25 protein-coding genes and 2 tRNA genes are annotated in these 21,883 nt (G+C 70.5%); 19 read left to right on the top strand and 8 right to left on the bottom strand.

The window, feature by feature from the left end:
* The first annotated feature begins 10 nt into the window (after positions 1 to 10).
* On the top strand, positions 11 to 1,774 hold the full coding sequence (ureC, locus tag KA711_01000; protein MCM0607562.1) for an urease subunit alpha: 1,764 nt from the start codon (positions 11 to 13) through the stop codon (positions 1,772 to 1,774).
* A gap of 12 nt (positions 1,775 to 1,786) precedes the next feature.
* Here the strand turns inward: ureC and KA711_00995 are convergent, their stop codons facing one another.
* Together KA711_00995 and KA711_00990 are read right to left on the bottom strand one after the other, a co-directional pair.
* Positions 1,787 to 2,176 (bottom strand): type II toxin-antitoxin system death-on-curing family toxin, encoded by a 390-nt coding sequence (locus KA711_00995; GenBank protein MCM0607561.1) that lies wholly within the window; start codon positions 2,174 to 2,176, stop codon positions 1,787 to 1,789.
* Positions 2,173 to 2,397: an AbrB/MazE/SpoVT family DNA-binding domain-containing protein gene (locus KA711_00990; GenBank protein MCM0607560.1), complete on the bottom strand. Its 225-nt coding sequence runs from the start codon at positions 2,395 to 2,397 to the stop codon at positions 2,173 to 2,175. Before KA711_00990 ends, KA711_00995 begins: the two co-directional genes overlap by 4 nt.
* Before the next feature lie 42 nt (positions 2,398 to 2,439).
* Between KA711_00990 and ureE the strand changes: the two genes are divergently transcribed.
* The 7 genes from ureE to htpX all read left to right on the top strand — a co-directional run bounded on the left by ureE (position 2,440) and on the right by htpX (position 8,106).
* On the top strand, positions 2,440 to 3,078 hold the full coding sequence (ureE, locus tag KA711_00985) for an urease accessory protein UreE (protein MCM0607559.1): 639 nt from the start codon (positions 2,440 to 2,442) through the stop codon (positions 3,076 to 3,078).
* A complete protein-coding gene (locus tag KA711_00980; protein MCM0607558.1) occupies positions 3,053 to 3,775 on the top strand; it encodes an urease accessory protein UreF in 723 nt (240 codons plus the stop codon). The genes ureE and KA711_00980 overlap by 26 nt, the downstream gene beginning before the upstream one ends.
* Positions 3,772 to 4,431, top strand: coding sequence for an urease accessory protein UreG (gene ureG, locus KA711_00975; protein ID MCM0607557.1), 660 nt, complete (start codon positions 3,772 to 3,774; stop codon positions 4,429 to 4,431). The genes KA711_00980 and ureG overlap by 4 nt, the downstream gene beginning before the upstream one ends.
* Positions 4,432 to 4,441: 10 nt before the next feature.
* On the top strand, positions 4,442 to 5,035 hold the full coding sequence (locus tag KA711_00970; protein MCM0607556.1) for a thymidine kinase: 594 nt from the start codon (positions 4,442 to 4,444) through the stop codon (positions 5,033 to 5,035).
* A gap of 43 nt (positions 5,036 to 5,078) precedes the next feature.
* The gene (gene pyrC, locus KA711_00965; GenBank protein MCM0607555.1) at positions 5,079 to 6,131 is read left to right on the top strand and encodes a dihydroorotase; all 1,053 of its coding nucleotides are present in this window, start codon (positions 5,079 to 5,081) and stop codon (positions 6,129 to 6,131) included.
* Positions 6,128 to 7,108: an NYN domain-containing protein gene (locus tag KA711_00960; protein ID MCM0607554.1), complete on the top strand. Its 981-nt coding sequence runs from the start codon at positions 6,128 to 6,130 to the stop codon at positions 7,106 to 7,108. Before pyrC ends, KA711_00960 begins: the two co-directional genes overlap by 4 nt.
* A gap of 122 nt (positions 7,109 to 7,230) precedes the next feature.
* Positions 7,231 to 8,106 carry a protease HtpX gene (gene htpX, locus KA711_00955; protein ID MCM0607553.1) on the top strand — a complete coding sequence of 292 codons (876 nt, stop codon included), beginning with the start codon at positions 7,231 to 7,233 and terminating at the stop codon, positions 8,104 to 8,106.
* Positions 8,107 to 8,281: 175 nt separating this feature from the next.
* Here the strand turns inward: htpX and KA711_00950 are convergent, their stop codons facing one another.
* On the bottom strand, positions 8,282 to 8,920 hold the full coding sequence (locus KA711_00950) for a peroxidase-related enzyme (protein ID MCM0607552.1): 639 nt from the start codon (positions 8,918 to 8,920) through the stop codon (positions 8,282 to 8,284).
* A complete protein-coding gene (gene msbA / locus KA711_00945; GenBank protein ID MCM0607551.1) occupies positions 8,886 to 10,610 on the bottom strand; it encodes a lipid A export permease/ATP-binding protein MsbA in 1,725 nt (574 codons plus the stop codon). The genes KA711_00950 and msbA overlap by 35 nt, the downstream gene beginning before the upstream one ends.
* A gap of 95 nt (positions 10,611 to 10,705) precedes the next feature.
* On the opposite strand from msbA, the gene tolB reads away from it, so the two are divergent.
* The 8 genes from tolB to KA711_00905 all read left to right on the top strand — a co-directional run bounded on the left by tolB (position 10,706) and on the right by KA711_00905 (position 16,210).
* Positions 10,706 to 12,040: a Tol-Pal system protein TolB gene (tolB, locus tag KA711_00940; GenBank protein MCM0607550.1), complete on the top strand. Its 1,335-nt coding sequence runs from the start codon at positions 10,706 to 10,708 to the stop codon at positions 12,038 to 12,040.
* A gap of 44 nt (positions 12,041 to 12,084) precedes the next feature.
* Positions 12,085 to 12,705, top strand: a complete 621-nt coding sequence (gene pal, locus KA711_00935) for a peptidoglycan-associated lipoprotein Pal (protein ID MCM0607549.1) — start codon at positions 12,085 to 12,087, stop codon at positions 12,703 to 12,705.
* Complete coding sequence (ybgF, locus tag KA711_00930) at positions 12,705 to 13,511, top strand: tol-pal system protein YbgF (GenBank protein MCM0607548.1); 807 nt, start codon at positions 12,705 to 12,707, stop codon at positions 13,509 to 13,511. The genes pal and ybgF overlap by 1 nt, the downstream gene beginning before the upstream one ends.
* A 47-nt stretch (positions 13,512 to 13,558) precedes the next feature.
* Positions 13,559 to 14,677 carry a YeeE/YedE family protein gene (locus tag KA711_00925; GenBank protein MCM0607547.1) on the top strand — a complete coding sequence of 373 codons (1,119 nt, stop codon included), beginning with the start codon at positions 13,559 to 13,561 and terminating at the stop codon, positions 14,675 to 14,677.
* Complete coding sequence (locus KA711_00920; GenBank protein MCM0607546.1) at positions 14,677 to 15,534, top strand: ThiF family adenylyltransferase; 858 nt, start codon at positions 14,677 to 14,679, stop codon at positions 15,532 to 15,534. The genes KA711_00925 and KA711_00920 overlap by 1 nt, the downstream gene beginning before the upstream one ends.
* 32 nt (positions 15,535 to 15,566) lie before the next feature.
* A tRNA-Lys gene (locus tag KA711_00915) sits at positions 15,567 to 15,642 on the top strand.
* Positions 15,643 to 15,676: 34 nt separating this feature from the next.
* Positions 15,677 to 15,752, top strand: a tRNA-Lys gene (locus KA711_00910).
* A gap of 182 nt (positions 15,753 to 15,934) precedes the next feature.
* Positions 15,935 to 16,210: a hypothetical protein gene (locus KA711_00905; protein MCM0607545.1), complete on the top strand. Its 276-nt coding sequence runs from the start codon at positions 15,935 to 15,937 to the stop codon at positions 16,208 to 16,210.
* Here the strand turns inward: KA711_00905 and KA711_00900 are convergent.
* Both KA711_00900 and KA711_00895 read right to left on the bottom strand, forming a co-directional pair.
* Entirely contained in the window at positions 16,155 to 17,180 is a 1,026-nt protein-coding gene (locus KA711_00900; protein ID MCM0607544.1) for a nucleotidyl transferase AbiEii/AbiGii toxin family protein, read from the bottom strand. The two genes, KA711_00905 and KA711_00900, sit on opposite strands and share 56 nt — an antisense overlap.
* Positions 17,173 to 17,769 (bottom strand): hypothetical protein, encoded by a 597-nt coding sequence (locus KA711_00895; GenBank protein ID MCM0607543.1) that lies wholly within the window; start codon positions 17,767 to 17,769, stop codon positions 17,173 to 17,175. The genes KA711_00900 and KA711_00895 overlap by 8 nt, the downstream gene beginning before the upstream one ends.
* Before the next feature lie 188 nt (positions 17,770 to 17,957).
* Here KA711_00895 and KA711_00890 point away from each other — a divergent pair, with 188 nt between their 5' ends.
* From KA711_00890 to KA711_00880, 3 genes are all read left to right on the top strand, one after another.
* Positions 17,958 to 18,119, top strand: a complete 162-nt coding sequence (locus KA711_00890; protein MCM0607542.1) for a hypothetical protein — start codon at positions 17,958 to 17,960, stop codon at positions 18,117 to 18,119.
* 156 nt (positions 18,120 to 18,275) lie between these two features.
* On the top strand, positions 18,276 to 18,581 hold the full coding sequence (locus KA711_00885; GenBank protein MCM0607541.1) for a helix-turn-helix transcriptional regulator: 306 nt from the start codon (positions 18,276 to 18,278) through the stop codon (positions 18,579 to 18,581).
* Between the two features lie 80 nt (positions 18,582 to 18,661).
* Positions 18,662 to 18,949, top strand: coding sequence for a DUF3106 domain-containing protein (locus tag KA711_00880; GenBank protein MCM0607540.1), 288 nt, complete (start codon positions 18,662 to 18,664; stop codon positions 18,947 to 18,949).
* Positions 18,950 to 19,160: 211 nt separating this feature from the next.
* Here KA711_00880 and KA711_00875 read toward each other — a convergent pair whose 3' ends face one another.
* On the bottom strand, positions 19,161 to 20,240 hold the full coding sequence (locus KA711_00875) for an L-idonate 5-dehydrogenase (protein ID MCM0607539.1): 1,080 nt from the start codon (positions 20,238 to 20,240) through the stop codon (positions 19,161 to 19,163).
* Between the two features lie 73 nt (positions 20,241 to 20,313).
* Positions 20,314 to 21,852, bottom strand: a complete 1,539-nt coding sequence (locus KA711_00870) for an altronate dehydratase (GenBank protein ID MCM0607538.1) — start codon at positions 21,850 to 21,852, stop codon at positions 20,314 to 20,316.
* Positions 21,853 to 21,883 lie beyond the last annotated feature (31 nt).

Here is a 21,883-nt window from a genome sequence, read left to right as displayed (position 1 = left end):
GACGTCTGAGATGACCCGCACACTGGGCCGCCGCGCCTATGCCGAGATGTTCGGCCCCACCAAAGGCGACCGCCTGCGCCTGGCCGACACCGGCCTCGTCATCGAGGTCGAGCACGACCACACGCTCAAGGCCGGCGGCTACGGCGAGGAGGTCAAGTTCGGCGGCGGCAAGACCATCCGCGACGGCATGGGCCAGAGCCAGACCGTCAACGGCCCCGGCGACCACGAGGCGCACGATTGCGTCATCACCAACGCGCTCATCATCGACGCCGCGGGCATCGTCAAGGCCGACGTCGGCATCAAGGGCCAGCGCATCGCCGCCATCGGCAAGGCCGGCAACCCCGATGTGCAGCCGGGCGTCGACATCGTCATCGGCCCCGGCACCGAGATCATCGCGGGCGAGGGCATGATCCTCACCGCGGGCGGCATCGACAGCCACATCCACTTCATCTGCCCGCAGCAGATCGAGGAGGCGCTGAGCTCCGGCGTGACGACGATGTTGGGTGGCGGCACCGGCCCGGCCACCGGCACCTTTGCCACCACCTGCACGCCGGGGCCCGAGAACATGCACCGCATGCTGATGGCGGCCGAGGCCTTCCCGATGAACCTGGGCTTCATGGGCAAGGGCAACGCCACGCGGCCGGAGGCGCTCGCGCAGCAGATCGCCGCCGGCGCCATCGGCCTGAAGCTGCACGAGGACTGGGGCACCACGCCGGCGGCCATCGACAACTGCCTGACGATGGCCGAGGAGACCGATACGCAGGTGTCCATCCACTCCGACACGCTCAACGAGAGCGGCTTCGTCGAGGACACCATCGCCGCCACGGCCGGCCGCACGCTGTGTGCCTTCCACACCGAAGGCGCGGGCGGCGGGCATGCGCCCGACATTCTCAAGGTCATCGGCACGCAGAACTTCCTGCCCAGCAGCACCAACCCCACCATGCCCTACACCGTGAACACGGTGGACGAGCACCTGGACATGCTGATGGTGTGCCACCACCTCGATGCGTCGATCGCCGAAGACCTGGCCTTCGCCGAGAGCCGCATCCGCCGCGAGACCATCGCCGCGGAAGACGTGCTGCACGACCTGGGCGCCATCAGCATGATGAGCTCCGACAGCCAGGCCATGGGCCGCGTCGGCGAAGTCATCATCCGCACCTGGCAGACGGCGCACAAGATGAAGGCGCAACGTGGCTGGCTGGCGCCGCCGGCCGAGCGCGCCAAGGCCCACCCGGTGGAAGCCGATTCGCGCAACGACAACTTCCGCGTCAAGCGCTACATCGCCAAGTACACGGTGAACCCGGCCATCGCCAACGGCATCAGCCACGAGGTCGGCAGCCTGGCGGTGGGGCAGTGGGCCGATCTGGTGCTGTGGCGGCCGGCGTTTTTTGGCGTCAAGCCCAGCCTCATCCTCAAGGGCGGCTTCATCGCGCAGGCGCTGATGGGCGACGCCAACGCCAGCATCCCGACGCCGCAGCCGGTGCACTACCGGCCGATGTTCGGCAGCTTCGGCCGCGCGCTGCAGGCCACGAGCATCACCTTCCTGAGCCAGATCGCGCTAAAGAACGGCGTGGGTGATCAGCTCGGCCTGCGGCGGCGCCTGTCGGCCGTGAGCGGCTGCCGCACGGCGAAGAAGTCGCACATGGTGCTCAACAGCTACGCGCCGGTGATGGAGGTCGACGCACAGACCTACCGCGTGCGCGCCGACGGCCACCTGCTCACCTGCGACCCGGCCACGCTGCTGCCGATGGCGCAGCGCTACTTCTTGTTCTAAGGGCCTGAGCGTTTACCGGGGCCGCGAATGTGCACGCAACCAGGCGGCGAAGCCGGGCTCGTCGAGCGAGCCGGCGGCCACCGCCAGCATGGTGAGCACGCAGTCGGCGTCATCAGCCACCAGATCGTGGCCATTGAGCGCCAGGAACAGCTCCACGGCGACGAAGGCCGTGCGCTTGTTGCCGTCGATGAAAGGGTGATTCTTCGCCAAGCCCACGCCATAGGCCGCCGCCAGGTCGGCGGCGTCGGGGTTGCCGTAGGCGGCCTGGTTCTGCGGCCGCGCCAGCGCCGACTCGAACAGGCCAAGGTCGCGCACCCCGGCCGCGCCGCCGTGCTCGGCGAGCTGCTCCTCGTGCACGGCCAGCAGCACCTCGGCCGACACCCAGCGCCAGGGCTCGTTCACTTGGCCAGCTCCCGCAACACCTGGCGGCGGCGCTTCATGATCTCGCGCGCCTCGGTCATCTGCGCCTCGAATTCAGCGCTGTACGGCGTGAGCCGGATGCCGTCGGCACCATCGGTGAGGTAGACCGTGTCACCCTTCTCCAGCTTCAGCCGCGCCAGGACCTCCTTGGGCAGGATCACGCCGACGGAATTGCCGATCTGGGTGAGTTTCAGGGCGGTCATGGCAGGCACTCCAAGTTATAACGGTTGTTATACTCTCGCACCATGCTGACCGTCAACAAGCTCATCCCCGGCGCCCGGGGCCTCGCCGGCGTGCTGCTCAAGCGCGCCGCCACGGTCGAACTCGACTGGGACGTGCGGCAGAAAAGCCGCTTCGACGCCACCGACACGCAAGGCCGCACGCTCGGCGTGTTCCTGCCGCGCGGCACGGTGGTGCGTGGCGGCGATGCGCTGGTGGCCGAAGACGGCTCCCTCATCGTCGTCAAGGCCGCGCCGCAGCCGGTGCTGGTGGTGACGCCCTGCGCCGTGCACGGCAGCCCCTTCGACCTGGTGCGCGCGGCCTACCACCTGGGCAACCGCCACGTCGCGCTGGAGCTGCAGAGCGACCACCTCAAGCTCGAGCCCGACCACGTGCTGGCCGACATGCTGCGCGCCATGCACCTGATCGTGAGCGAGCAGCAGGCGGCCTTCGAGCCGGAGTCGGGCGCCTATGCGGCCGGTGGACATGGGCACGGCCACGCGCATGAACAGGCGCACGACCGTGACCACGGCCACGGCCACGCCGCCGCGCCCAAGTCCAAGCCGGTGCCCATCGCTGTGACGGCCGCCGCCGCGCCGCACGTGCACGGCCCCGGCTGTGGCCACGACCACCACGGCCATGGCCACGACGACCACCCCCACTGACAGCGCCGCCGCGGCCACTGCCGCGACGCATTTGCAGCTGATGTGGCTGGCCTCGCCGGCCCTGCCCGTGGGCGGCTTCAGCTACTCCGAGGGCCTGGAGCCCGCTGTCGAGGCCGGCCTCGTGCACGACGAAGCCACGGCCGCCGCCTGGCTGGCCGACCAGCTGCCGCTGGTGCTGGCCCGCAGCGACGCCGCCGCCCTGGCCGACGCCTGCCGCGCCTGGGCCGCGCACGACGAGCCCGCCGCACGCGCGCTGAACGACTGGGTCTCGCAGACCCGCGAAACCGCCGAACTGCGCCTGCAGACCGAGCAGATGGGCCGCTCGCTGCTCGAGTGGCTGAAAAACAGTCCGTACGCCACCGATGCGCGCCTGGCGCAGCTCGCCGCGCTGCCCCCGGCGCCCACCTGGCCGGTGGCCTTTGCGCTGGCCGCCACGCTGGCCGGCGCGGCCCCGCGCGAGGCGCTGATGGCCTTTGCCTGGGGCTGGGCCGAGAACATGGCGCAGGCCGCGATGAAGGCCGTGCCGCTGGGCCAGGCCGCGGCGCAGCGCATGCTCACCACGCTGGCCGCGCAGATACCGGCCACCCTCGACACCGCCCTGTCCACCCCCGCCGACGCCCGCCAGGCCTACGCCCCCGGCCTGGCCATCCTGTCGGCCCGCCACGAAACCCAGTACTCGCGCCTCTTCCGATCATGACGTCCAGACTGCATGCCATCCCCGGCCGCACCAAGAAGCTCCCGCCGCTGCGCGTGGGCGTCGGCGGCCCTGTCGGTTCGGGCAAGACCACGCTGGTGGAGATGCTCTGCAAAGCGATGCGCGAGACCTGGGATCTCGTCGTCGTCACCAACGACATCTACACCAAGGAAGACCAGCGCCTGCTCACCGTGGCCGGCGCGCTGGCGCCCGAGCGCATCGTGGGTGTCGAGACTGGCGGCTGCCCGCACACCGCCATCCGCGAAGACGCGTCGATCAACCTCGAGGCCGTCGACCGACTGCTCGAGCAGTTCCCCGATGCCGACATCGTGTTCATCGAAAGCGGTGGCGACAACCTCGCCGCCACCTTCAGCCCCGAGCTCAGCGACCTGACGATCTATGTGATCGACGTCGCCGCCGGCGAGAAGATCCCGCGCAAGGGCGGCCCCGGCATCACCAAGAGCGATCTCTTCGTCATCAACAAGACCGACCTCGCGCCCTATGTCGGCGCCGATCTGTCGGTGATGGAAGCCGACACGAAGCGCATGCGCCCCCTGCACGCCAGCACGCGGCCTTTCGTGATGACGAACCTGCGCACCAAGCAGGGCCTGGCCGAGGTGGTGGCCTTCATCGAGAAGCGGGGCCTGCTGCAGGCGTGAGGCGCGCGCCGTGAGCAAGCTCTACTTCCGCTACGCGGCGATGAACGCCGGCAAGTCGACAAACCTGCTGCAGGCCGCCTACAACTACGAGGAGCGCGGCATGCGCGTGCGCCTCTTCACGGCCGCGCTCGACGACCGCTCGAGCGCGGGCCTCATCAGCTCGCGCCTGGGCCTGACGCGGCAGGTCGAGACCTTCGGCCCCGAGACCGTCTTCGACTCGGCCGGCGTCGGCGACGGCGTCGCCTGCCTGCTCATCGACGAGGCCCAGTTCCTCACGCCCGGGCAGGTGCGGCAACTGCACCGCCTGGCGCACGGGCACCCGGTGCCGGTGCTGTGCTACGGCCTGCGCAGCGACTTCCGCGGCGACCCGTTCCCCGGCTCGACGCTGCTGCTGGCGCTGGCCGACGACCTGGAGGAGATGAAGACCATCTGCGCCTGCGCCCGCAAGGCCAGCATGAACCTGCGGGTGGATGCCGACGGCCGCCGCGTCAAGGACGGCGAACAGGTGCTGATCGGCGGCAACGACCGCTACCGCGCGGTCTGCCCCGGCTGCTTCTACAGCGACGACGACGACCCGGCGCGTGCACCGGGGCTGTTTGGCTGAGGGCGCCCCTGCGTCCCCAGCACGGGATGGGACAATCGACGGCATGAGCGCATCCCGCGAGCAAGTCGAGTCCCTCACGATCCGCCGCCCCGACGACTGGCATCTGCACCTGCGCGACGGCGCCGCACTCGCCGCCGTGCTGCCCGCCACTGCCCGGCAGTTCGCGCGGGCCATCGTGATGCCCAACCTGAAGCCGCCGGTCACCACCGCCGCGGCGGCCGTGGCCTACCGCGGGCGCATCCTCGCGGCCCTGCCGGCCGGCAGGGCCTTCGAGCCGCTGATGACGCTCTACCTCACCGACAACACGCCGCCCGAGGAGATCGTGCGCGCCAAGGCCGCGGGTGTCGTCGCGCTCAAGCTCTACCCGGCCGGCGCCACGACCAACAGCGATGCCGGCGTCACCGACGTCCGCAAGACCTGGCGCACGCTCGAGGCCATGCAGCGCGAAGGCCTGCTGCTGCTGGTGCATGGCGAGGTCACCGACGGCGAGATCGACGTCTTCGACCGCGAGGCCGTGTTCATCGAGCGCGTGATGCAGCCGCTGCGGCGCGATTTCCCGGCGCTCAAGGTGGTGTTCGAGCACATCACCACGAGCGATGCCGCACAGTATGTGGCGCAGGCCGGCCCGCTGACGGCCGCCACCATCACCGCCCACCACCTGCTCTACAACCGCAACGCGCTCTTCGTGGGCGGCCTGCGCCCGCACCACTACTGTCTGCCGGTGCTGAAGAAGGAGCGCCACCGCCAGGCGCTGGTGGCGGCGGCCACCTCGGGCAGCGGCCAGTTCTTCCTCGGCACCGACAGCGCGCCGCACGCGGCGCAGCTCAAGGAGCAGAGTGTCTGCGGCGCCGGCTGCTACACGGCGCCCGCGGCGCTGGAGCTGTACGCCGAGGCCTTTGAGGCCGCGGGTGCGCTGCACCGGCTCGAGGGCTTCGCCAGCGAGCACGGGCCGCGCTTCTACGGCCTGCCGCTCAACGAGGGCAGCGTCACCCTGAGGCGCCAGCCGTTCACGCTGCCCGAGACGCTGCCCTTCGGCGACGCCGTGATCAAGCCCCTGCGGGGCGGCGAGACCTTGGCCTGGAGCCTGCAAGCATGAGCACCCCCGAGCGCGTGATGCTGCTGATCGATGCCGACAACGTCAGCGTCGACGTCATGGAGCAGGCCATCCGGCTGCTGCTCAACCAGCACGGCGGCCTGCACGTGCGCCGCGCCTACTGCACCGCCGAGAGCGCCGTGAAGCACCAGCCGGCATTCAAGCGCCTGGCCATCAAGCCCATGGTGAACCTGGCCACCGGCAAGAACAGCACCGACATCGCGCTGGCCGTCGACGCCATCGACCTGGTGCTCGCCGAGCGGCCCGACGTGGTGGTGATCGCCAGCAGCGACAGCGACTTCGCGCCGCTGGTGCAGCGGCTGCGCGAGAAGGGCTGCGTCGTGCGCGGCATCGGGCAGAAAGGCAAGACCGGCGACGAGACGCAGGACGTCTACGACGACTACACGGTGCTCGAGCACCGCAAGGCCGAGCCGGCGGCGCGAGCCCCGCGCAAGACCGCGGCGCGCAAGACCAGCACCCGCAAGGCGGCGCCGCCGCAGGCGGCCGAGCCGGCCCCGGCCGCCGAGGCCCCGCCGGCGCCGCCGAAGAAGCCGGCCGCGCGCAAGAAGCCGCTGGCGCGCAAGGCGGCGTCGAGCCCGGATACCACGTCCGACGCCACGTCCGACGCGCTGGCCGGCGTCATGGCCGACATCCTGGCCGAGTCGGCCGCGGCCCCCGAGCCCGCAGCGGCGCCAGCCAAGCGGGCCCGCAAGACGCCGGCCCGCAAGGCGGCCCAGCCCGCGGAGAAGCCGGTCGCGCCGCCGGCGCCCCCGGCCGACCCGCGCGTCGAGCAGGTGCTGGCCGTGCTGCCCGAACTCGCGGCCGGCCAGTCGCTGGCGCTCAACGTCGCCGTGCAGCGCCTGCGCGAAGCCCGGCTGCTGGGCCGCAACGCCCCGTCGACCCGGTTCTTCGCCGCGCTGGCCGAGCGTTTTGAGCTGGTGCCGGCCGGCAGCCCCACCAAGGTGCTGCTGCGCTCCTGAACCACCGCGCAAGACCCCACGGCGGGCCGGGCACCTTGAAAGACCAGGGCGCGCCCTAAGATGCGGGCCCGTTGGAGTTTCCGGGCCCCTGTCGGGGCCACTCCCACTGTTGAACCAAGGCCATGAAACGCATCGTCCTGTTTGTCGTCACCAACCTGGCCGTGATGCTGGTGCTGGGCTTGGCCGTGCACCTGCTGGGCCTGAACCGCTTCCTCACCGCCAACGGCCTGAACCTGCCGATGCTGCTGGGCTTCGCGGCCGTCATGGGCTTCGGTGGCGCCTTCATCTCGCTGCTGATGAGCAAGCCGATGGCCAAGTGGTCCACGCGCGCCCAGATCATCAACAACAGCACCGACCCCACGCACCGCTGGATCGTGCAGACGGTGGAACGCTTTTCGCAGAAGGCTGGCATCGGCATGCCCGAGGTCGCCCTCTACGAGGGCGAGCCCAACGCCTTCGCCACCGGTGCCTTCAAGAATTCGGCCCTGGTGGCCGTCAGCACGGGCCTGCTGCACAGCATGAACCGCGACGAGGTCGAGGCCGTCATCGGCCACGAGGTCGCGCACGTGGCCAACGGTGACATGGTCACGCTCACGCTCATCCAGGGCGTGATGAACACCTTCGTGGTGTTCCTGTCGCGCGTGATCGGCTACTTCGTCGACAAGGTCATCCTGCGCAACACCAACGACGGTCCGGGCATCGGCTACTACGTGACCACCATCGTGCTCGACATCGTCCTGGGCGTGTTGGCCGCCATCGTCGTGGCCTGGTTCTCGCGGCAGCGCGAGTACCGCGCCGACGCCGGTGCCGCCGGGCTGATGGGCCGCAAGCAGCCGATGATCAACGCGCTGGCCCGCCTGGGCGGCATGGACCCCGGCCAGTTGCCGTCGAGCGTGCAGAACATGGGCATCAACTCACGCCCCAGCGGCCTGATGGCGCTGTTCTCGAGCCACCCGCCGATCGAAGACCGCATCCGCGCGCTGCAGCAGGGCCATTGAGCCGCGCGCTCGCTAGATGAAGGCCGCCTTCGGGCGGCCTTTTTTGTGGGGCCCTTCGACAGGCTCAGGGGGGGCTTCGACAGGCTCAGCCCGACGCCCTCCCCACCCGTTCGCCCTGAGCAGGGGGGCTGAGCCTGTCGAAGCCCCCGTGTCGAAGGGCCGCCGCCGCCGCGCGCTACTTCGCCGCCCGCGGCACCCGCCCCATCAGATAGAATTCGTCGTTCGGCCGCATCGCTGTCAAGTTGGCCATGCGGTTGCTGAGTCCGAAGAAGGCCGCGATGGCGCCGATGTCCCAGGCGTCCTCGTCGTCGAAGCCGTGCGCGCGCAGTGCCGAGAAGTCGGCCTCGTCGATGGCGTGTGAGGCCGTCGTCACCTTCATCGCAAAGTCGAGCATCGCGCGCTGCCGCGGCGTGATCGGCGCCTTGCGGTGGTTGACCGCAATCTGGTCGGCCAGCAGCGGCGCCTTCTCGTACACGCGCAGGATGGCGCCATGCGCCACCACGCAATACAGGCACTGGTTGGCGGCGCTGGTGGCGACGATGATCATCTCGCGCTCGCCCTTGCTCAACGAGCCCGTGTCCTTGAGCAGCAGGGCGTCGTGGTAGGCCATGAAGGCGCGCCACTCGGCCGGCCGGTGCGCCAGCGCCAGAAACACGTTGGGCACGAATCCGGCCTTGGCCTGCACCTCGAGGATGCGGGTGCGCAGGTCTTCGGGCAGGCCGGCCAGCTCGGGCACGGGGTAGCGGCTGATCGGGGGCGTGCTCACTGGCGGGTGTCCTTCAGGTCTTGAACTGCATCGCGTGCAGCCGCGCATACACGCCGCCGGCGGCCAGCAGTTCGGCGTGGGTGCCTTGTTCGACGAGATGGCCGCTCTCGAGCGCCACGACGCGGTCGGCGTTTTCGATCGTCGACAGCCGGTGCGCGATGACCAGCGTCGTGCGGCCCTTCATCAGCCGCTCCAGCGCGTCCTGCACGGCACGCTCGCTCTCGCTGTCGAGCGCCGAGGTGGCCTCGTCGAGGATGAGCACCGGCGCGTCCTTGGCCACTGCGCGTGCAATCGCCAGGCGCTGGCGCTGCCCGCCCGAGAGCTGGCTGCCGTTGTGGCCGATGGCGGTGTCCAGGCCGTCGGGCAGCGACTCCACGAACTCCAGCAGGTTGGCCGCCGCCAGCGCCGCGCGCACCTGCTCGCGCGGCATCGGCGCGCCCAGGCTGACGTTGGCCGCGACGCTGTCGTTGAACAGCACCACGTCCTGGCTGACGAGCGCGAACTGCCGGCGCAGCGCGTGCATGTCCCAGTCGGCCAGCGGCACGCCGTCGAGCGTGATGCGGCCGCTGCTGGGCTGCAGAAAGCGCGGCAGCAGGTTCACCAGCGTCGTCTTGCCCGCGCCCGAGGGGCCCACCAGCGCCACCGCCTCGCCGGGGCGGATGACGAGGTTGATGCCGGCCAGCGCGGGCGGTGCATCGTCGCGCCACGCCAGGCCCACGTTCTCGAAGCGGATCTCGCCGGCCGCGCGGCCACCGTCGTGCGTGCCGCCGCTTTCGACGGCAGTGTGCTCGATGTGGTCGAGCCCGCGCTCCACGGCGGCCAGGCCGCGCGTCAGCGGCGCCATCACGTCCGACAGGTGCTTTACGGGCGCAATCAGCATCAGCATGGCCGTCACGAAGCCGACGAAGCTGCCCACCGTGGCGCCGCCCTGGCTGCTTTGCCACAGCGCCACTGTGATGACGCCGCTCAAGGCGCAGGCTGCGAGCATCTGCGTCACCGGCGTCATCGACGCGGCCGCGACCACGCCCTTCAGCGTGAGCCGGCGCACCACGTCGGCACGGCTGAAGAAGCGTTCGGCCTGTTGCGGCTCGGCGCCGTGCAGGCGCACGATGCGCCAGGCCAGCATGTTCTCTTCCACCACGTAGGCCAGCGAGTCGGTGGCCTTCTGCGCCTCCACCGTGAGCCGGTGCAGCCGCTGGCCCAGCACGCGCATCACCAGCGCCACGGCCGGGAACAGCAGCGCCACCACCAGCGTGAGCTGCCAGTTCAGGAACAGCAGATAGCCGAGAAGCGCCACCAGCGTGAGCGTGTCGCGCACCAACGTCAGCAGGCAGCCCACGAGCGTGGTGACGCCGCCCTGCGTCTCGTAGACCAGGGTGTTGGTCATGCTGCTCGCGCTGCTCCGCGAGAACAGGCCCGGCTCGTTGGCCAGGAGCCGCGCGAACAGGTGCTCGCGCAGCTTCAGCACCGTGCGCGTGGCCGTCCAGGCCAGGCCGTACTGCGAGATGAAGCCCGAGAGACCGCGGATCGCGAAGAGGCCGATGATGGCCGCCGGCACCATCCACAGCGGCAAGGTGCCCGCCGTGAAGCCCTGATCGAGCAGCCGGCTCATCAGCGCCGGGATCATCGGTTCCGTGATCGCCGTGACCACTGCGCCGCCCACGGCGGCCACCAGGCCGGCATGGCTGCCGCGCAGGTAGGGCTTGATCCGCGCAAAGCGCTGCAGCAGAGAGGGCATTCAGGTGGCTGGGGGCAGGGGCGGCCGCATTATCGGCGGGTGCTCTTGCGCTTCGATACGGTCGCGCCGATGGCGCTGCCTACAATCGCAACCCCGTGACGACATCACCCCCATCGCCGGGCCCCGGCCCGGGCGCAACCTGGAGCCGTCGCCGCTGGCTGCAGGCGATCTCGGCCACCAGCGCGATCGCCGGGCTGGGCCTGGGCTCCGCTGCGGCCCTGGCGCAAGTGCGGGTCGAGATCACCGGCGTCGGTGCCACGCAGATCCCGGTGGCGCTGGCGCCCTTCCGCGACGAGACAGCCACGGGCGTGGCGCTGTCGGCCATCATCCGGGCCAACCTCGAGCGCAGTGGCGCCTTCCGCGTGATCGCCGTACCGCCGGGGCTGGACGAGCGCAGCGTGCCCGACCTCGCCGCGCTCCGCGGCCAGGGTGCCGACGCCTTGGTGGCCGGCTCGGCCACGCGGCTGGCCGACGGCCGCGTCGACGTGCGCATGCGCCTGTGGGACAGTGTGCGCAGCACCGAGCTTGCCGGCCAGGGCAGCGTCGTGCTGCCGGCCGATCTGCGCCTGGCGGCGCACCGCCTGTCCGACCTCATCCACGAAAAGCTCACGGGCCAGCGCGGCGTGTTTGCCACGCGCATCGCCTACGTGCTGCGCACCGGCCGCCGCTACACACTGCACGTGACCGACCCCGACGGCGAGGGCGGGCAGATCGCGCTGGCCAGCCCCGAGCCCATCATCAGCCCCGCCTGGAGCCCCGACGGCAAGCGGCTGGCCTACGTGTCCTTCGAGACGCAGAAGGCCGTGGTGTGGGTGCAAGACGTGGCCAGTGGCAGCCGCCGCGTGCTGGCCGACTTCCGCGGCAGCAACAGCGCCCCGGCCTGGAGCCCCGACGGCCGCCGGCTTGTCGCCACGCTGTCGCGCGACGGCAATTCGCAGCTCTACCTGATCAACGCCGACGGCGGCGGCAGCCCGCGGAGACTGACGGCCAGTGCCGCCATCGACACCGAGGCCGTGTGGAGCCCCGATGGCGAGTCCGTCTACTTCGTCAGCGACCGCGGCGGCGGCCCCCAGGTTTACCGCGTGCCCTCCGGCGGCGGCGCTGTGGAGCGCATCACCTTCCAGGGCGACTACAACATCAGCCCCGCGATCAGCCCTGACGGCGGGCAACTGGCCTACGTCTCGCGCCAGGCCGGGGCCTTCCGACTGATGCTGCTCGATCTGGCCAGCGGCCCGCCGCTGCCCCTGACCGACACGCGCGACGACGAAAGCCCCAGCTTCGCGCCCAACGGCCGCCTCATCGTCTACGCCACGCGCAGCGGCGGCGGTGACGTGTTGATGACCACCACCCTGGACGGCAAGGTCAAGACGCGGCTGCTGGCCAGCGGCGCCGACATGAGGGAACCGGCCTGGGGTCCTTACGGTCGATGATGCTCTCCCCAGCCCTGCCTTGCCCTGTTTCGCGAAGGATCACCATGACGACCCCTCTGTGCTTCTCGATCCACCCCAGGCTGCGTCTGCTCCTGCCGCTGGCGGCGGCGGCGCTCGTGGCCGGCTGCGCCGCGCCCAGCCGCGTGGACGATTCCAGCCCAGCCCCGGTGCAGACCGCCGCGGCCACCCCCGTGACCCCGGCCGCCGCAGCACCGGCGCCGGCCGCCACCGCCGCGGCGGCGCCGCAGTCGGGCGTCGCGACGGTTGACCTCGCGGCTCGTAACGCGGCAGCGCGCCCCGGCGCCAACGCCGCGGCCGGGGGCGCGCTGGCCGCGCCGGCTGAGCGCGTCGTCTACTTCGACTTCGACAGTTTTGCCATCAGCGACGAGTACAAGTCGCTGATCGAGGGCCATGCGCGCGTGCTGGCGCGCGAAGGCGGCAAACGCATCGTCGTCGAGGGCCACACCGACGAGCGCGGCGGCCGTGAGTACAACCTGGCGCTGGGCCAGAAGCGCGCCGAGGCGGTGGCGCGCTCCTTGGTGCTGCTGGGCGCGGGCGAGCGCCAGATCGAGGCCGTGAGCTTTGGCGAGGAGCGGCCCGCTGCCCAGGGCAGTGACGAATCGGCCTGGGCCCGCAACCGCCGCGCCGAGCTGAAGGACCGCTGATGCTGCGCGCCCGCTGCTGGCTGGCCACCTCGTCGCTGCTGGCCGGCCTGCTGGCCACTGCCCCGGCAGCGGCCTTCCTCAACGACGCCGAGGCGCGCAAGGCCATCAACGATCTTCGCGAGAAGGTCACCGCAATGGAAGAGGCCGCGGCCAAGCGCGAGGCCGAGGCGTCATCCGCCACCGCGGCTGAACGCGCCCGGCAGGCCGAGGAGCTGGCCGCGCTGCGCCGCAGCCTGCTGGAGCTGAACAACCAGATCGTGGCGCTGCGCACCGAAATGGCCCGACTGTCGGGCGCCCACGAGACCCTGGCCCGTGAGCTGGCCGAGTCGCAGCGCCGCCAGCGCGACTTGGCCCAGGCCTTCGACGAGCGGCTGAAGCTGCTCGAACCCGTGAAGGTGGCCATCGATGGCCGCGAGTTCATGGTCGAGCAGGGCGAGCGTCGGGCCTACGAGGAGGCCTTGGAGGCCATCCGCGGTGGCGACTTCGAACGTTCGGCGGCCCTCTTCACCGGCTTCCTGCGCCGCTACCCGGGCAGCCCCTATGCCGACACAGCGCGCTTCTGGCTCGCCAACGCGCATTACGGCCGCCGCGACCACCGCCAGGCCATCGAGCTGTTCCGCGCCTTCGTGACGGGCGCGCCCCAGCACCCACGCGCGCCCGAGGCGCTGCTGGCCCTGGCCAACAGCCAGGCCGAGTCGAAGGACGGCCGCGCTGCCCGCCGCACGATCGAAGAGTTGCTCAAGGCCTACCCCTCGTCGGAGGCCGCCGCGGCCGGCAAAGACCGCCTGGCCACGCTGCCGCGATAGCCGCGCGGCCGGCAACGGCCGTCGTGATGGCCTAGGATCGCAGCCCCATGCTGCAGGAATCTGATCTCCCGGGCCTCGTCACCCAGGTGCTGGCCGCGTCGTTCGCGCTGGCCGTGGTTTTTGGCGCCATTGCCCAGCGCACCCACTTCTGCACCATGGGTGCGGTGGCCGACATCGTCAACATGGGCGACTGGGCGCGCATGCGCATGTGGCTCATGGCCATCGGTGTGGCCATGCTGGGCTTCAACGGCATGGTCGGCGCGGGCTGGGTGCAGGCCGCCGACAGCGTCTACGCCGCGCCGCGGCTGATCTGGTTGTCCAACCTGCTGGGTGGGCTGCTGTTCGGCTTTGGCATGGTGCTGGCCTCGGGCTGCGGCAGCAAGACGCTGGTGCGCATCGGCGGCGGCAGCCTCAAGAGCCTGGTGGTGTTCTTCGTGCTCGCGGTGGCGGCTTACGCCACGCTGCGCGGCATCACCGCGGTGGCGCGCGTGGCCAGCGTCGACGCCGTGTCGATCACGCTCCCGGTGGGTCAGGACCTGCCCTCGCTGCTGGCCCACGCCAGCGGCTGGGCCACGCCCACGGCGGCGCTGCTGCTCGGTGCACTGATCGGCGGCGCGCTGCTGGTGTTTGCGCTCGCCCACCCCGACGCCCGGCGTGGCGACGCCCTGCTGGGCGGCCTCGGGCTGGGGGCGGTGATCGTCGGCGTGTGGTGGGTCACCGGCCGGCTCGGCCACCTCGAGGAGCACCCGGCCACGCTCGAAGAGGTGTGGCTGGCCACGAACACCCAGCGCATGGAGTCGCTCACTTTCGTGGCGCCCATCGCCTACACGATGGACTGGCTGATCCTGTTCAGCGACGCCAGCAAGACGCTCACGGTGGGCATCGTGGCGGTCTTTGGCGTGATCGCCGGTTCGGCGGCCATGGCGCTGGCCAACGGCAGCTTCCGCTGGGAGGGCTTTGCCGGCACCGAGGACACGGCCAACCACATCGTCGGTGCGGTGCTGATGGGGGTGGGTGGCGTCACCGCCATGGGCTGCACCATTGGGCAGGGTCTCACCGGTTTGTCGACCCTGGCGCTGGGCAGCTTCATCGCCTTCGGCGGCATCGTGGCCGGTGGTGTGCTGGCGCTGCGCTACCAGATGTGGCGGCTGGAGCGCATGGCGTGATGCCGCACGCGGCGGCACCGGCCGACGCCGCCGATCTGGAGCGGCGGTTCGGCGGCCTGCGCCGGCTGTACGGCGATGCCGGCTATGCGGCCGTGCGCGCGGCGCGCGTGGCGGTGGTGGGCCTGGGCGGGGTCGGTTCGTGGGCTGCGGAGGCGCTGGCGCGCAGCGGGGTGGCGCGTCTGGTGATGGTCGACCTCGACCACGTGGCCGAGAGCAACGTCAACCGCCAGGTGCAGGCCCTGGGCGGCACGCTGGGCATGGCCAAGGCCCAGGCCCTGGCACAGCGCTTGGCCGACATCCACCCAGGCTGCGAGCTGCTGCCGGTGGAGGCCTTTGCTGACGCCGAGACCTGGCCCGGGTTGCTGCCGGCCCCTGTGGACGCGGTGATCGACGCCTGCGATCAGGCCGCGGCGAAAGCCCACCTGGCAGCCTGGAGCCTGGCCTGCGGCCTGCCACTGGTGCTGGTGGGGGCCGCGGGCGGCAAGCGGCAACCGCAGGCCGTGGCGGTGGACGACCTCGCGCTGGCCACCCACGACCCGCTGCTGTCCGGACTGCGCCAGCGCCTGCGCAAGGCCGGTGTGGTGCCGCGGCTGGGCACGATGGGCCTGCGCGCCGTGTACTCGCGCGAGCCGGTGCTGCGGCCCGACGCCTCCTGCGCGGCCGACGGCGGCGCGGAAGGCCGCGTGGATGGCCGCATTGATGGCCGCATCGATGGCCGCATCGATGGCCGCCTCAACTGCCACGGCTACGGCTCCAGCGTCACGGTGACGGCGACCTTCGGGCTCGTGGCTGCGGCCGAGCTGCTGCGGCTGTTGATCGAGCGCCACATGCCCACCCCGAGGCTGAAGGCAGCGTAGGCCATGCTAAACTCTTGGGCTCTGCGGACCACGGGTCGTTAGCTCAGTCGGTAGAGCAGCGGACTTTTAATCCGTTGGTCGCAGGTTCGAATCCTGCACGACCCACCACCCCGGCCGCGGGCTCAGGTCTGGCAGATTTCACGGGCTCTTAGCTCAGTTGGTAGAGCAGCGGACTCTTAATCCGTTGGTCGCAGGTTCGAATCCTGCAGGGCCCACCAATTTCCTTGCAGTGACAGGCACTTGCAGGGCTTCGCGTTAAGTCCGTTGCTTTTGCAGCGGTTTCAACGTAACCGGAGCTCGAAGTGACTGTTACCGATACCGTACCCGCGGCACCGCGTCTGCCAGCGCGACCGCAACCCCGAACAACGGTTCGTTGTTCCACGCCGAGGAGGCCACCACCATGGCCACCTACGCAGGCCGGGACAGCGCGCGCTGCTGGCGCGTGGAGTGGTGGAGCCAGCGCATCGGCCACCGACGCCTGGCCGAGCTCACTGACGACCACGTGCATGCCGAGCTGGAGCGGCTGGCGCGCGAGCCCAGCCGTTCCTACGCCGGCCGCGACGCCGAGGGCCGGCCCATCTATCGGGCGAGGAGTGGCCCGCTGTCGCCGGCAACCCAGCTCAAGGCCCTGCAGCCGCATTGGCTCTTGATGCCACTTCTTCGCAGGCCGCCATGAGATCCTCGAAGGGCAGCGCGTCGCCCACCATCACCTGGTCCTCGAGCATGCTGGCGTAGTCTGCCGCCAGCGCTTCGCGCGCAGCTCCCTCGGGCACCAGCTGCAGGGAGCCGGCGACGGAAGCAAGGTAGTCAACTGGATGGCCGGCGGCGTCCTTCTCGCTGAAGAAGTGCGACTTGTGTTCGGCCACGGCACGCGCGACTTTGCGGTCCTTGATGGCGGTGTCGAAGTGAGGGCTTCGCATGATGGCCGCGAGGTCATGCCAGTGCCTCGCATACCGCTCACTACGGATCCGGCCTTGGGCGCAGAAGACGTGCGCGGCAGTTGTCTTCTCCCAGAAGGTCCGCGTGACGCTCATCACCATGGGCGATGCCACCGGAAACGACACGCCCTCGACCTGGCCCTCGATATCGCATGTCACCGGCGTGATCGAGTGCGGCTCGCCCGTCGCCCTGCCGCCGAACTCCATGGTGACGACGGGTGCGACGTACCCGGTTCCTCGCTTGACTGGCGGGTAGTGCAACAGCAGCTTGTCCTTGTCTGTGCCGGAGAGTTCCAGCTTGGCACCCAAACTCGCCTGGTCGAGTGCTGCCTGAATGACAGGCTGCACTGTGCCGGCGATCCACTCGGGGAGGCGGTCGCGCACGGCCCTCGTCCACTTGCTGGCCTGGCTGCGGCTTGTCGGCAAGAACTCTTCGCCCCCTGTCAGGTCGGCGATCAGCCGGCGGATGTCATGGGTCAGGTCGAGGTCTTCCGAGAACCGGTCGATGATCCGATACGCTTTGGAGAGCGACGTTCCGCCCTTGAACGTCAGGTCAGCGCCGACCGGGGATCCGAACAGAGCGCCCAACGTCCACACGACCCAGACGTCCTTCTCCAACAGATGGGCTGGGCGGCCGGTGCGCTCCCGGCCCAGTTCGAGGACTTCGGCCCGGTCCTCGTCGCTCAGAGAGAAGTAGGGCTCAGCCACGGGTCGCTTCTTCGCCGATCGCCCTGGCCATCCAGGAGGGAAGGCCGGCGCGGCCCGCCGTCAGCGCCTGCCATTCCGTGGATGGCAGTGTTCGCCGCAAGGCGGCCAGCGACTCGCCCACATGCGTCGGCCCCATCCAGGCCAGCGCTCGAACTGCGGCACCGGCCTGGCCGCCGCCCAGCGCCAGCATCCAGCGAGGGGCGTGCTTGACGGTCACCTCGTAGCGGCCCAGGCTGAGCTTGCGGCTGCGCCCCGACGTCAGATAGACCTCGCGGATCGGCACCTGCTGTGTGAGGCCGAGCGCATTGGCTGCGTTGGCGCCGTGCGGCGTCACCACCTCGCCACTTTGCACGGCCAGAGACTGGACGACCTTCTCGGGCGCCGGCGCGCGTGTTCCGAATCGGCTCGAGACCGGCGTGACATAGATGCCTCGGCCCACCCGAAGCAACTTGCCTTCCTTGGTGAGCCTCGAGAACGCCTGATCCACCGCGGCTCGGCTCCCGAGGTGCAGGAACTCCTTGGGCGACACCAGTCCGCCCTCGGGGAGGGACTCGGCGTGCGACAGGATGGAGCGGGGGATCGTGCTCATGGCTACACCGTAGTGGTCAGAATGGTACCAGAGTTTCTGACGTTGTGCCTCGGCAACGGCTCGGTAGGGAGAGGCAGGTTGACGAACGGCGCAATTCGCACCCAACTCCGGTTGACGATGCTTCGGATTTGCACAGATGACCCTGCCGCTTCAGCAATGACGACCCGGCGAACCCGTCCAAGGACGCGGTGCTCACCGCGAACCGCTACCAGACCGAGTTCCTCGAGTTCGCCAGCCCGGGTGAGCCCGGCCGGTTCTGCTTCATCATCGATCGCGGCCAGGACGGCGCATCCGAGCCGCAGGTCGAGTTCCTGGGGTTCACCCCGAGTGGCGAAGTCGCCTGCCGCTGAGTGTCCGATGCGATGCGCGTGTTGCGGGGGGAAGGCCATCAGCCCCTGGCGCCTACGGTGCCGGTCGGCAAGCCGCAGATCGGGCCCAAGCGCCGAGACGAAGGGGACGCAGCCGCAGAAGCAGTTCGATGAACACCGGGTTCATCGGGAGCCAATCTGCGACGGGCCCGCCAGTTCAACGACCTGTCGCTCACCGAGTTGGGCGACAAGGTTGGCGTCTCCAAGCAGTTCCTGAGCCGCATCGAGACCGGGGAGGAGGACGCCTCGGGGCAGCTCCAAGCGAGCTTGGCAGATGAACTGCAGGTCCGGCCGGAGTTCTTCCACCGCATCGACACCCACCCGATCGCTGACGAGCAGTGCCACTTCCGACGGCAGCTCACATCAGGGTGCGCGCTCGTTCAGTGGGCCGGCCGCGGCGGGCGCTCGTGGAAGCAACAGTTCTTTGCTCCTCAGATACGCTGAATTCCACACGCCTACCGTACCATCTCAGGCATGGAGCCCACGAGCGGGCACCATGCCACCAAGCTTGGAGACCGGACCCCATGAAACGAACTCTCTCACTGATTGTCATCACGGCCTCGATCGCAGTTGCTGCGATGGGAGCACACGCTCAGTCCGCCACGCCGGATCAGAAGGGCGTGGTCAAGGAGAAGCTGAAGTCAATGACACCGGAGGAGCGCGCCGAGGCGACGAAGAGGGCCAAAGCCAAGTGGGACTCCATGAGTCCCGCGGAGCAGGAGGCAGCAAAGAAGACGTTTGCTGAAAAGCGCCCGCGCTTGGCTGAACGCATGGCCAATAGGCAAGGTGGCGCTGCTTCAAGCCCGAAGTGAACCGTGCGCGCGGAAGCGAAGGTGCTTCGATAGAAGGTCCGCCACCACGGCCTGCCCCTGGGTGAGCGGACGCGGGCGACCACAAGGCGCTGCGCACGAATTGGTGATGAAGACGCCGATGGCCCTGACCGGACCTGGTTGCGAAAGCTGCTCTTGATCGGTGGGTCGCAGGCTCGAGTCCCGCAGGGCCCACCGACACCCTTTGCCCATGTCAGGCCGCCGTCACGGCCTCGCCGGCAAACTCGAGCAGCACCTTCATCGCGCGGCGCCGGTCGCTGGCCAGCTCGAAGGCTTCGCGGGCCTCGGCCAACGGGAAGGCGCGCGTGATCATCGGCGCCATGTCGATCCGGCGCTCGTTGATCAGCCGCACCGCCAGCGCAAACTCGGCGTGGAAGCGGAAGCTGCCGACCAGCGTCAGCTCCTTGGCCACCACCACGTTCTGCGGCAGCGGCACGTCGCCGCCCAGGCCGAGCTGCACCACCACGCCCCGCGGCGCCATCACGTCCAGGCCCGCCCGCAGCGCCTGCGCGCTGCCGCTGCACTCGAACAGGACGTCGAAGCTGCCCTTGCGCGTCAGGCCATCGGCGGCGTAGCGGGCCGTCCAGCCGGCGTCGGTGGCGGCGTTGACCGTCTGCTGCGCGCCCATGGCGCGCGCGATGGCCAGCGTCTCGTCGGTCAGGTCGACGGCGGTGACCTCGGCCGCGCCGTGCAGGCGGGCCGCGGCGACCGCCAGCGCGCCGATCGGGCCGCAGCCCGAGACCAGCACGCGCCGCCCGATCAGGGGCCCGGCGCGCGACACGCCGTGCAGCGCCACCGAGAAAGGCTCGGCCAGCGCGGCGTGCCGCAGCGGGATGTCGCTGGCCACCGGCTCGCACTGCACCGCATCGCACACCAGCAGCTCGCGGAACGCGCCCTCGACATGCGGGTCGCGCATGGCGCTGCCGTAGAAGCGCATGTCCATGCACTGGTTGGGCCAGCCCTCCAGGCAGTAGCGGCAGCGGCCGCAGGGGCGGCTGGGGTTGACGGCCACGCGGTCACCCGCCCGCACCCGCGTCACGTCGCCGGCCACCGCCACCACCGTGCCCGCCACCTCGTGGCCCAGGATCATCGGCCGCTTGATGCGCACCGTGCCGAAGCCGCCCTGGTGGAAGTAGTGCAGATCCGAGCCGCAGATGCCACCGTAGCCCACGCGCACCAGCACCTGCCCGGGGCCGACCTCGCCGGCCTCGCGCTCGACCACGCGCAGGTCGTCGGGGGCGTTCACGACGAGGCAGCTGCAGCGCAGGCGCAGCGGCCTGTCGTCGCCGTCACGGGCGTCATCGGGGTCGTCCTGGCTTTGGGCGGGCAGGGTCATCGCGCAGGCCTCACATCACCGCGCCCAGCTGCCAGGGCACGAACTCGTTCTGGCCGTAGCCGTGGCGCTCGCTCTTGGTCAGCCGGCCCGAGGCCGTCTCGAGCATGAGCCGGAAGATGCGCTCGCCGCAGTCGTCCACCGACTCCAGGCCGTCGACGATGGTGCCGCAGTCGAGGTCGATGTCCTCCTCCTGCTGCCGCCACAGCGCCGTGTTGGTGGACAGCTTGAGCGACGGCGACGGCGCGCAGCCGTAGGCCGAGCCGCGCCCGGTGGTGAAGCAGATCAGGTTGGCGCCGCCGGCCACCTGGCCCGTGGCCGACACGGGGTCGTAGCCCGGCGTGTCCATGTAGACGAAGCCCCGCGTGGCGACGCGCTCGGCGAACTCGACCACGTCGACCAGGTTGGTGGTGCCGCTCTTGGCAATCGCGCCCAGGCTTTTCTCGAGGATGGTGGTCAGGCCGCCGGCCTTGTTGCCGGCCGACGGGTTGTTGTCCATCTTCATGCCGTTGCGCGCCGTGTACTGCTCCCACCACGCGATGCGGCGCAGCAGCTTGTCGGCGATCTCGGCGCTGGCCGCGCGGCGCGTCAGCAGGTGTTCGCCGCCGTAGATCTCGGGGGTCTCGCTCAGGATGGCGGTGCCGCCGTGCCGCACCAGGCGGTCGACCGCCGCGCCCAGCGCCGGGTTGGCGCTGATGCCGGAGTAGCCGTCGCTGCCGCCGCATTGCAGGCCCACCACCAGGTGGCTCGCCGGCACCGGCTGCCGCCGCACGCGGTTGGCGTGGGGCAGCATCTCGCGCACGATCTCGATGCCGCGCGCCACCGTGCGGGCGGTGCCGCCGGTGTCCTGGATGTTGAAGGTGCGCAGCCAGGCGCCCTCGGCCAGGCCCTCCTGCGCGACCAGACCCTGGATCTGGTTGGTTTCGCAGCCCAGGCCGACGATCAGCACCGCCGCGAAGTTGGCGTGGCGCGCGTAGCCGCCGAGCGTGCGGCGCAGCACCCGCAGCTCCTCGCCGTCGCTGGCGGTGGCGCAGCCCATGCCGTGTGTGAGCGCCACGACGCCGTCGACGTGGGGGAAGGCGGCCAGCGCCTCGGGCCGGATGTCGCGCCGGAAGTGGTCGGCGATGGCCCGCGCGGCGGTGGCCGAGCAGTTGACGCTGGTCAGCACGCCGATGTAATTGCGCGTGGCGACGCGGCCGTCGGCGCGCACGATGCCGTCGAAGGTCGCGGGCTCGCTGACGAACCCGGTGGCCCGCGCGCCGGCACCGGGCTCGTGCCGGCGCGCGAAGTCGCTGAAGGCGAGGTTGTGCGTGTGCACGTGCTGGCCTGGCGCGATGGCCTGCGTGGCCGTGCCGATGACCTGGCCGTAGCGGCGCACCGCCTCGCCGGCCGCGATGGCCCGCGTCGCGACCTTGTGGCCCGGCGGCACCAGGCCCGAGACGCTGATGCCGTCGCCCCCGCCCTCGCCGGCCAGGCGGGTGCCGGAGACCAGCTGGCGCCGCGCGATGACGACGTTGTCGTCGGGATGGATGCGGATGAAGGGGCTGCTCATCGGCGGGTCGCGAGGGGCTGCTGCGGCCGGG

Source organism: Ideonella sp. WA131b (assembly GCA_023657425.1).
GTDB lineage: Bacteria > Pseudomonadota > Gammaproteobacteria > Burkholderiales > Burkholderiaceae_C > Rubrivivax.
This window is presented reverse-complemented; position numbering and strand designations above follow the sequence as displayed.

Bases quoted from the DNA above. Each gene is read 5' to 3' on its own strand.
- KA711_00960 (MCM0607554.1), top strand. From the start codon at position 6,128: ATGAGCACCCCCGAGCGCGTGATGCTGCTGATCGATGCCGACAACGTC.
- KA711_00895 (MCM0607543.1), bottom strand. From the start codon at position 17,769: ATGAGCACGATCCCCCGCTCCATCCTGTCGCACGCCGAGTCCCTCCCC.
- KA711_00980 (MCM0607558.1), top strand. From the start codon at position 3,053: ATGGCCACGACGACCACCCCCACTGACAGCGCCGCCGCGGCCACTGCC.
- ureE (MCM0607559.1), top strand. From the start codon at position 2,440: ATGCTGACCGTCAACAAGCTCATCCCCGGCGCCCGGGGCCTCGCCGGC.
- KA711_00990 (MCM0607560.1), bottom strand. From the start codon at position 2,397: ATGACCGCCCTGAAACTCACCCAGATCGGCAATTCCGTCGGCGTGATC.
- pal (MCM0607549.1), top strand. From the start codon at position 12,085: ATGACGACCCCTCTGTGCTTCTCGATCCACCCCAGGCTGCGTCTGCTC.
- pyrC (MCM0607555.1), top strand. From the start codon at position 5,079: ATGAGCGCATCCCGCGAGCAAGTCGAGTCCCTCACGATCCGCCGCCCC.
- KA711_00880 (MCM0607540.1), top strand. From the start codon at position 18,662: ATGAAACGAACTCTCTCACTGATTGTCATCACGGCCTCGATCGCAGTT.
- msbA (MCM0607551.1), bottom strand. From the start codon at position 10,610: ATGCCCTCTCTGCTGCAGCGCTTTGCGCGGATCAAGCCCTACCTGCGC.
- ybgF (MCM0607548.1), top strand. From the start codon at position 12,705: ATGCTGCGCGCCCGCTGCTGGCTGGCCACCTCGTCGCTGCTGGCCGGC.
- KA711_00870 (MCM0607538.1), bottom strand. From the start codon at position 21,852: ATGAGCAGCCCCTTCATCCGCATCCATCCCGACGACAACGTCGTCATC.
- ureC (MCM0607562.1), top strand. From the start codon at position 11: ATGACCCGCACACTGGGCCGCCGCGCCTATGCCGAGATGTTCGGCCCC.
- ureG (MCM0607557.1), top strand. From the start codon at position 3,772: ATGACGTCCAGACTGCATGCCATCCCCGGCCGCACCAAGAAGCTCCCG.
- KA711_00950 (MCM0607552.1), bottom strand. From the start codon at position 8,920: ATGCGCGGCTGCACGCGATGCAGTTCAAGACCTGAAGGACACCCGCCA.
- htpX (MCM0607553.1), top strand. From the start codon at position 7,231: ATGAAACGCATCGTCCTGTTTGTCGTCACCAACCTGGCCGTGATGCTG.
- KA711_00905 (MCM0607545.1), top strand. From the start codon at position 15,935: ATGGCCACCTACGCAGGCCGGGACAGCGCGCGCTGCTGGCGCGTGGAG.
- KA711_00920 (MCM0607546.1), top strand. From the start codon at position 14,677: ATGCCGCACGCGGCGGCACCGGCCGACGCCGCCGATCTGGAGCGGCGG.
- KA711_00925 (MCM0607547.1), top strand. From the start codon at position 13,559: ATGCTGCAGGAATCTGATCTCCCGGGCCTCGTCACCCAGGTGCTGGCC.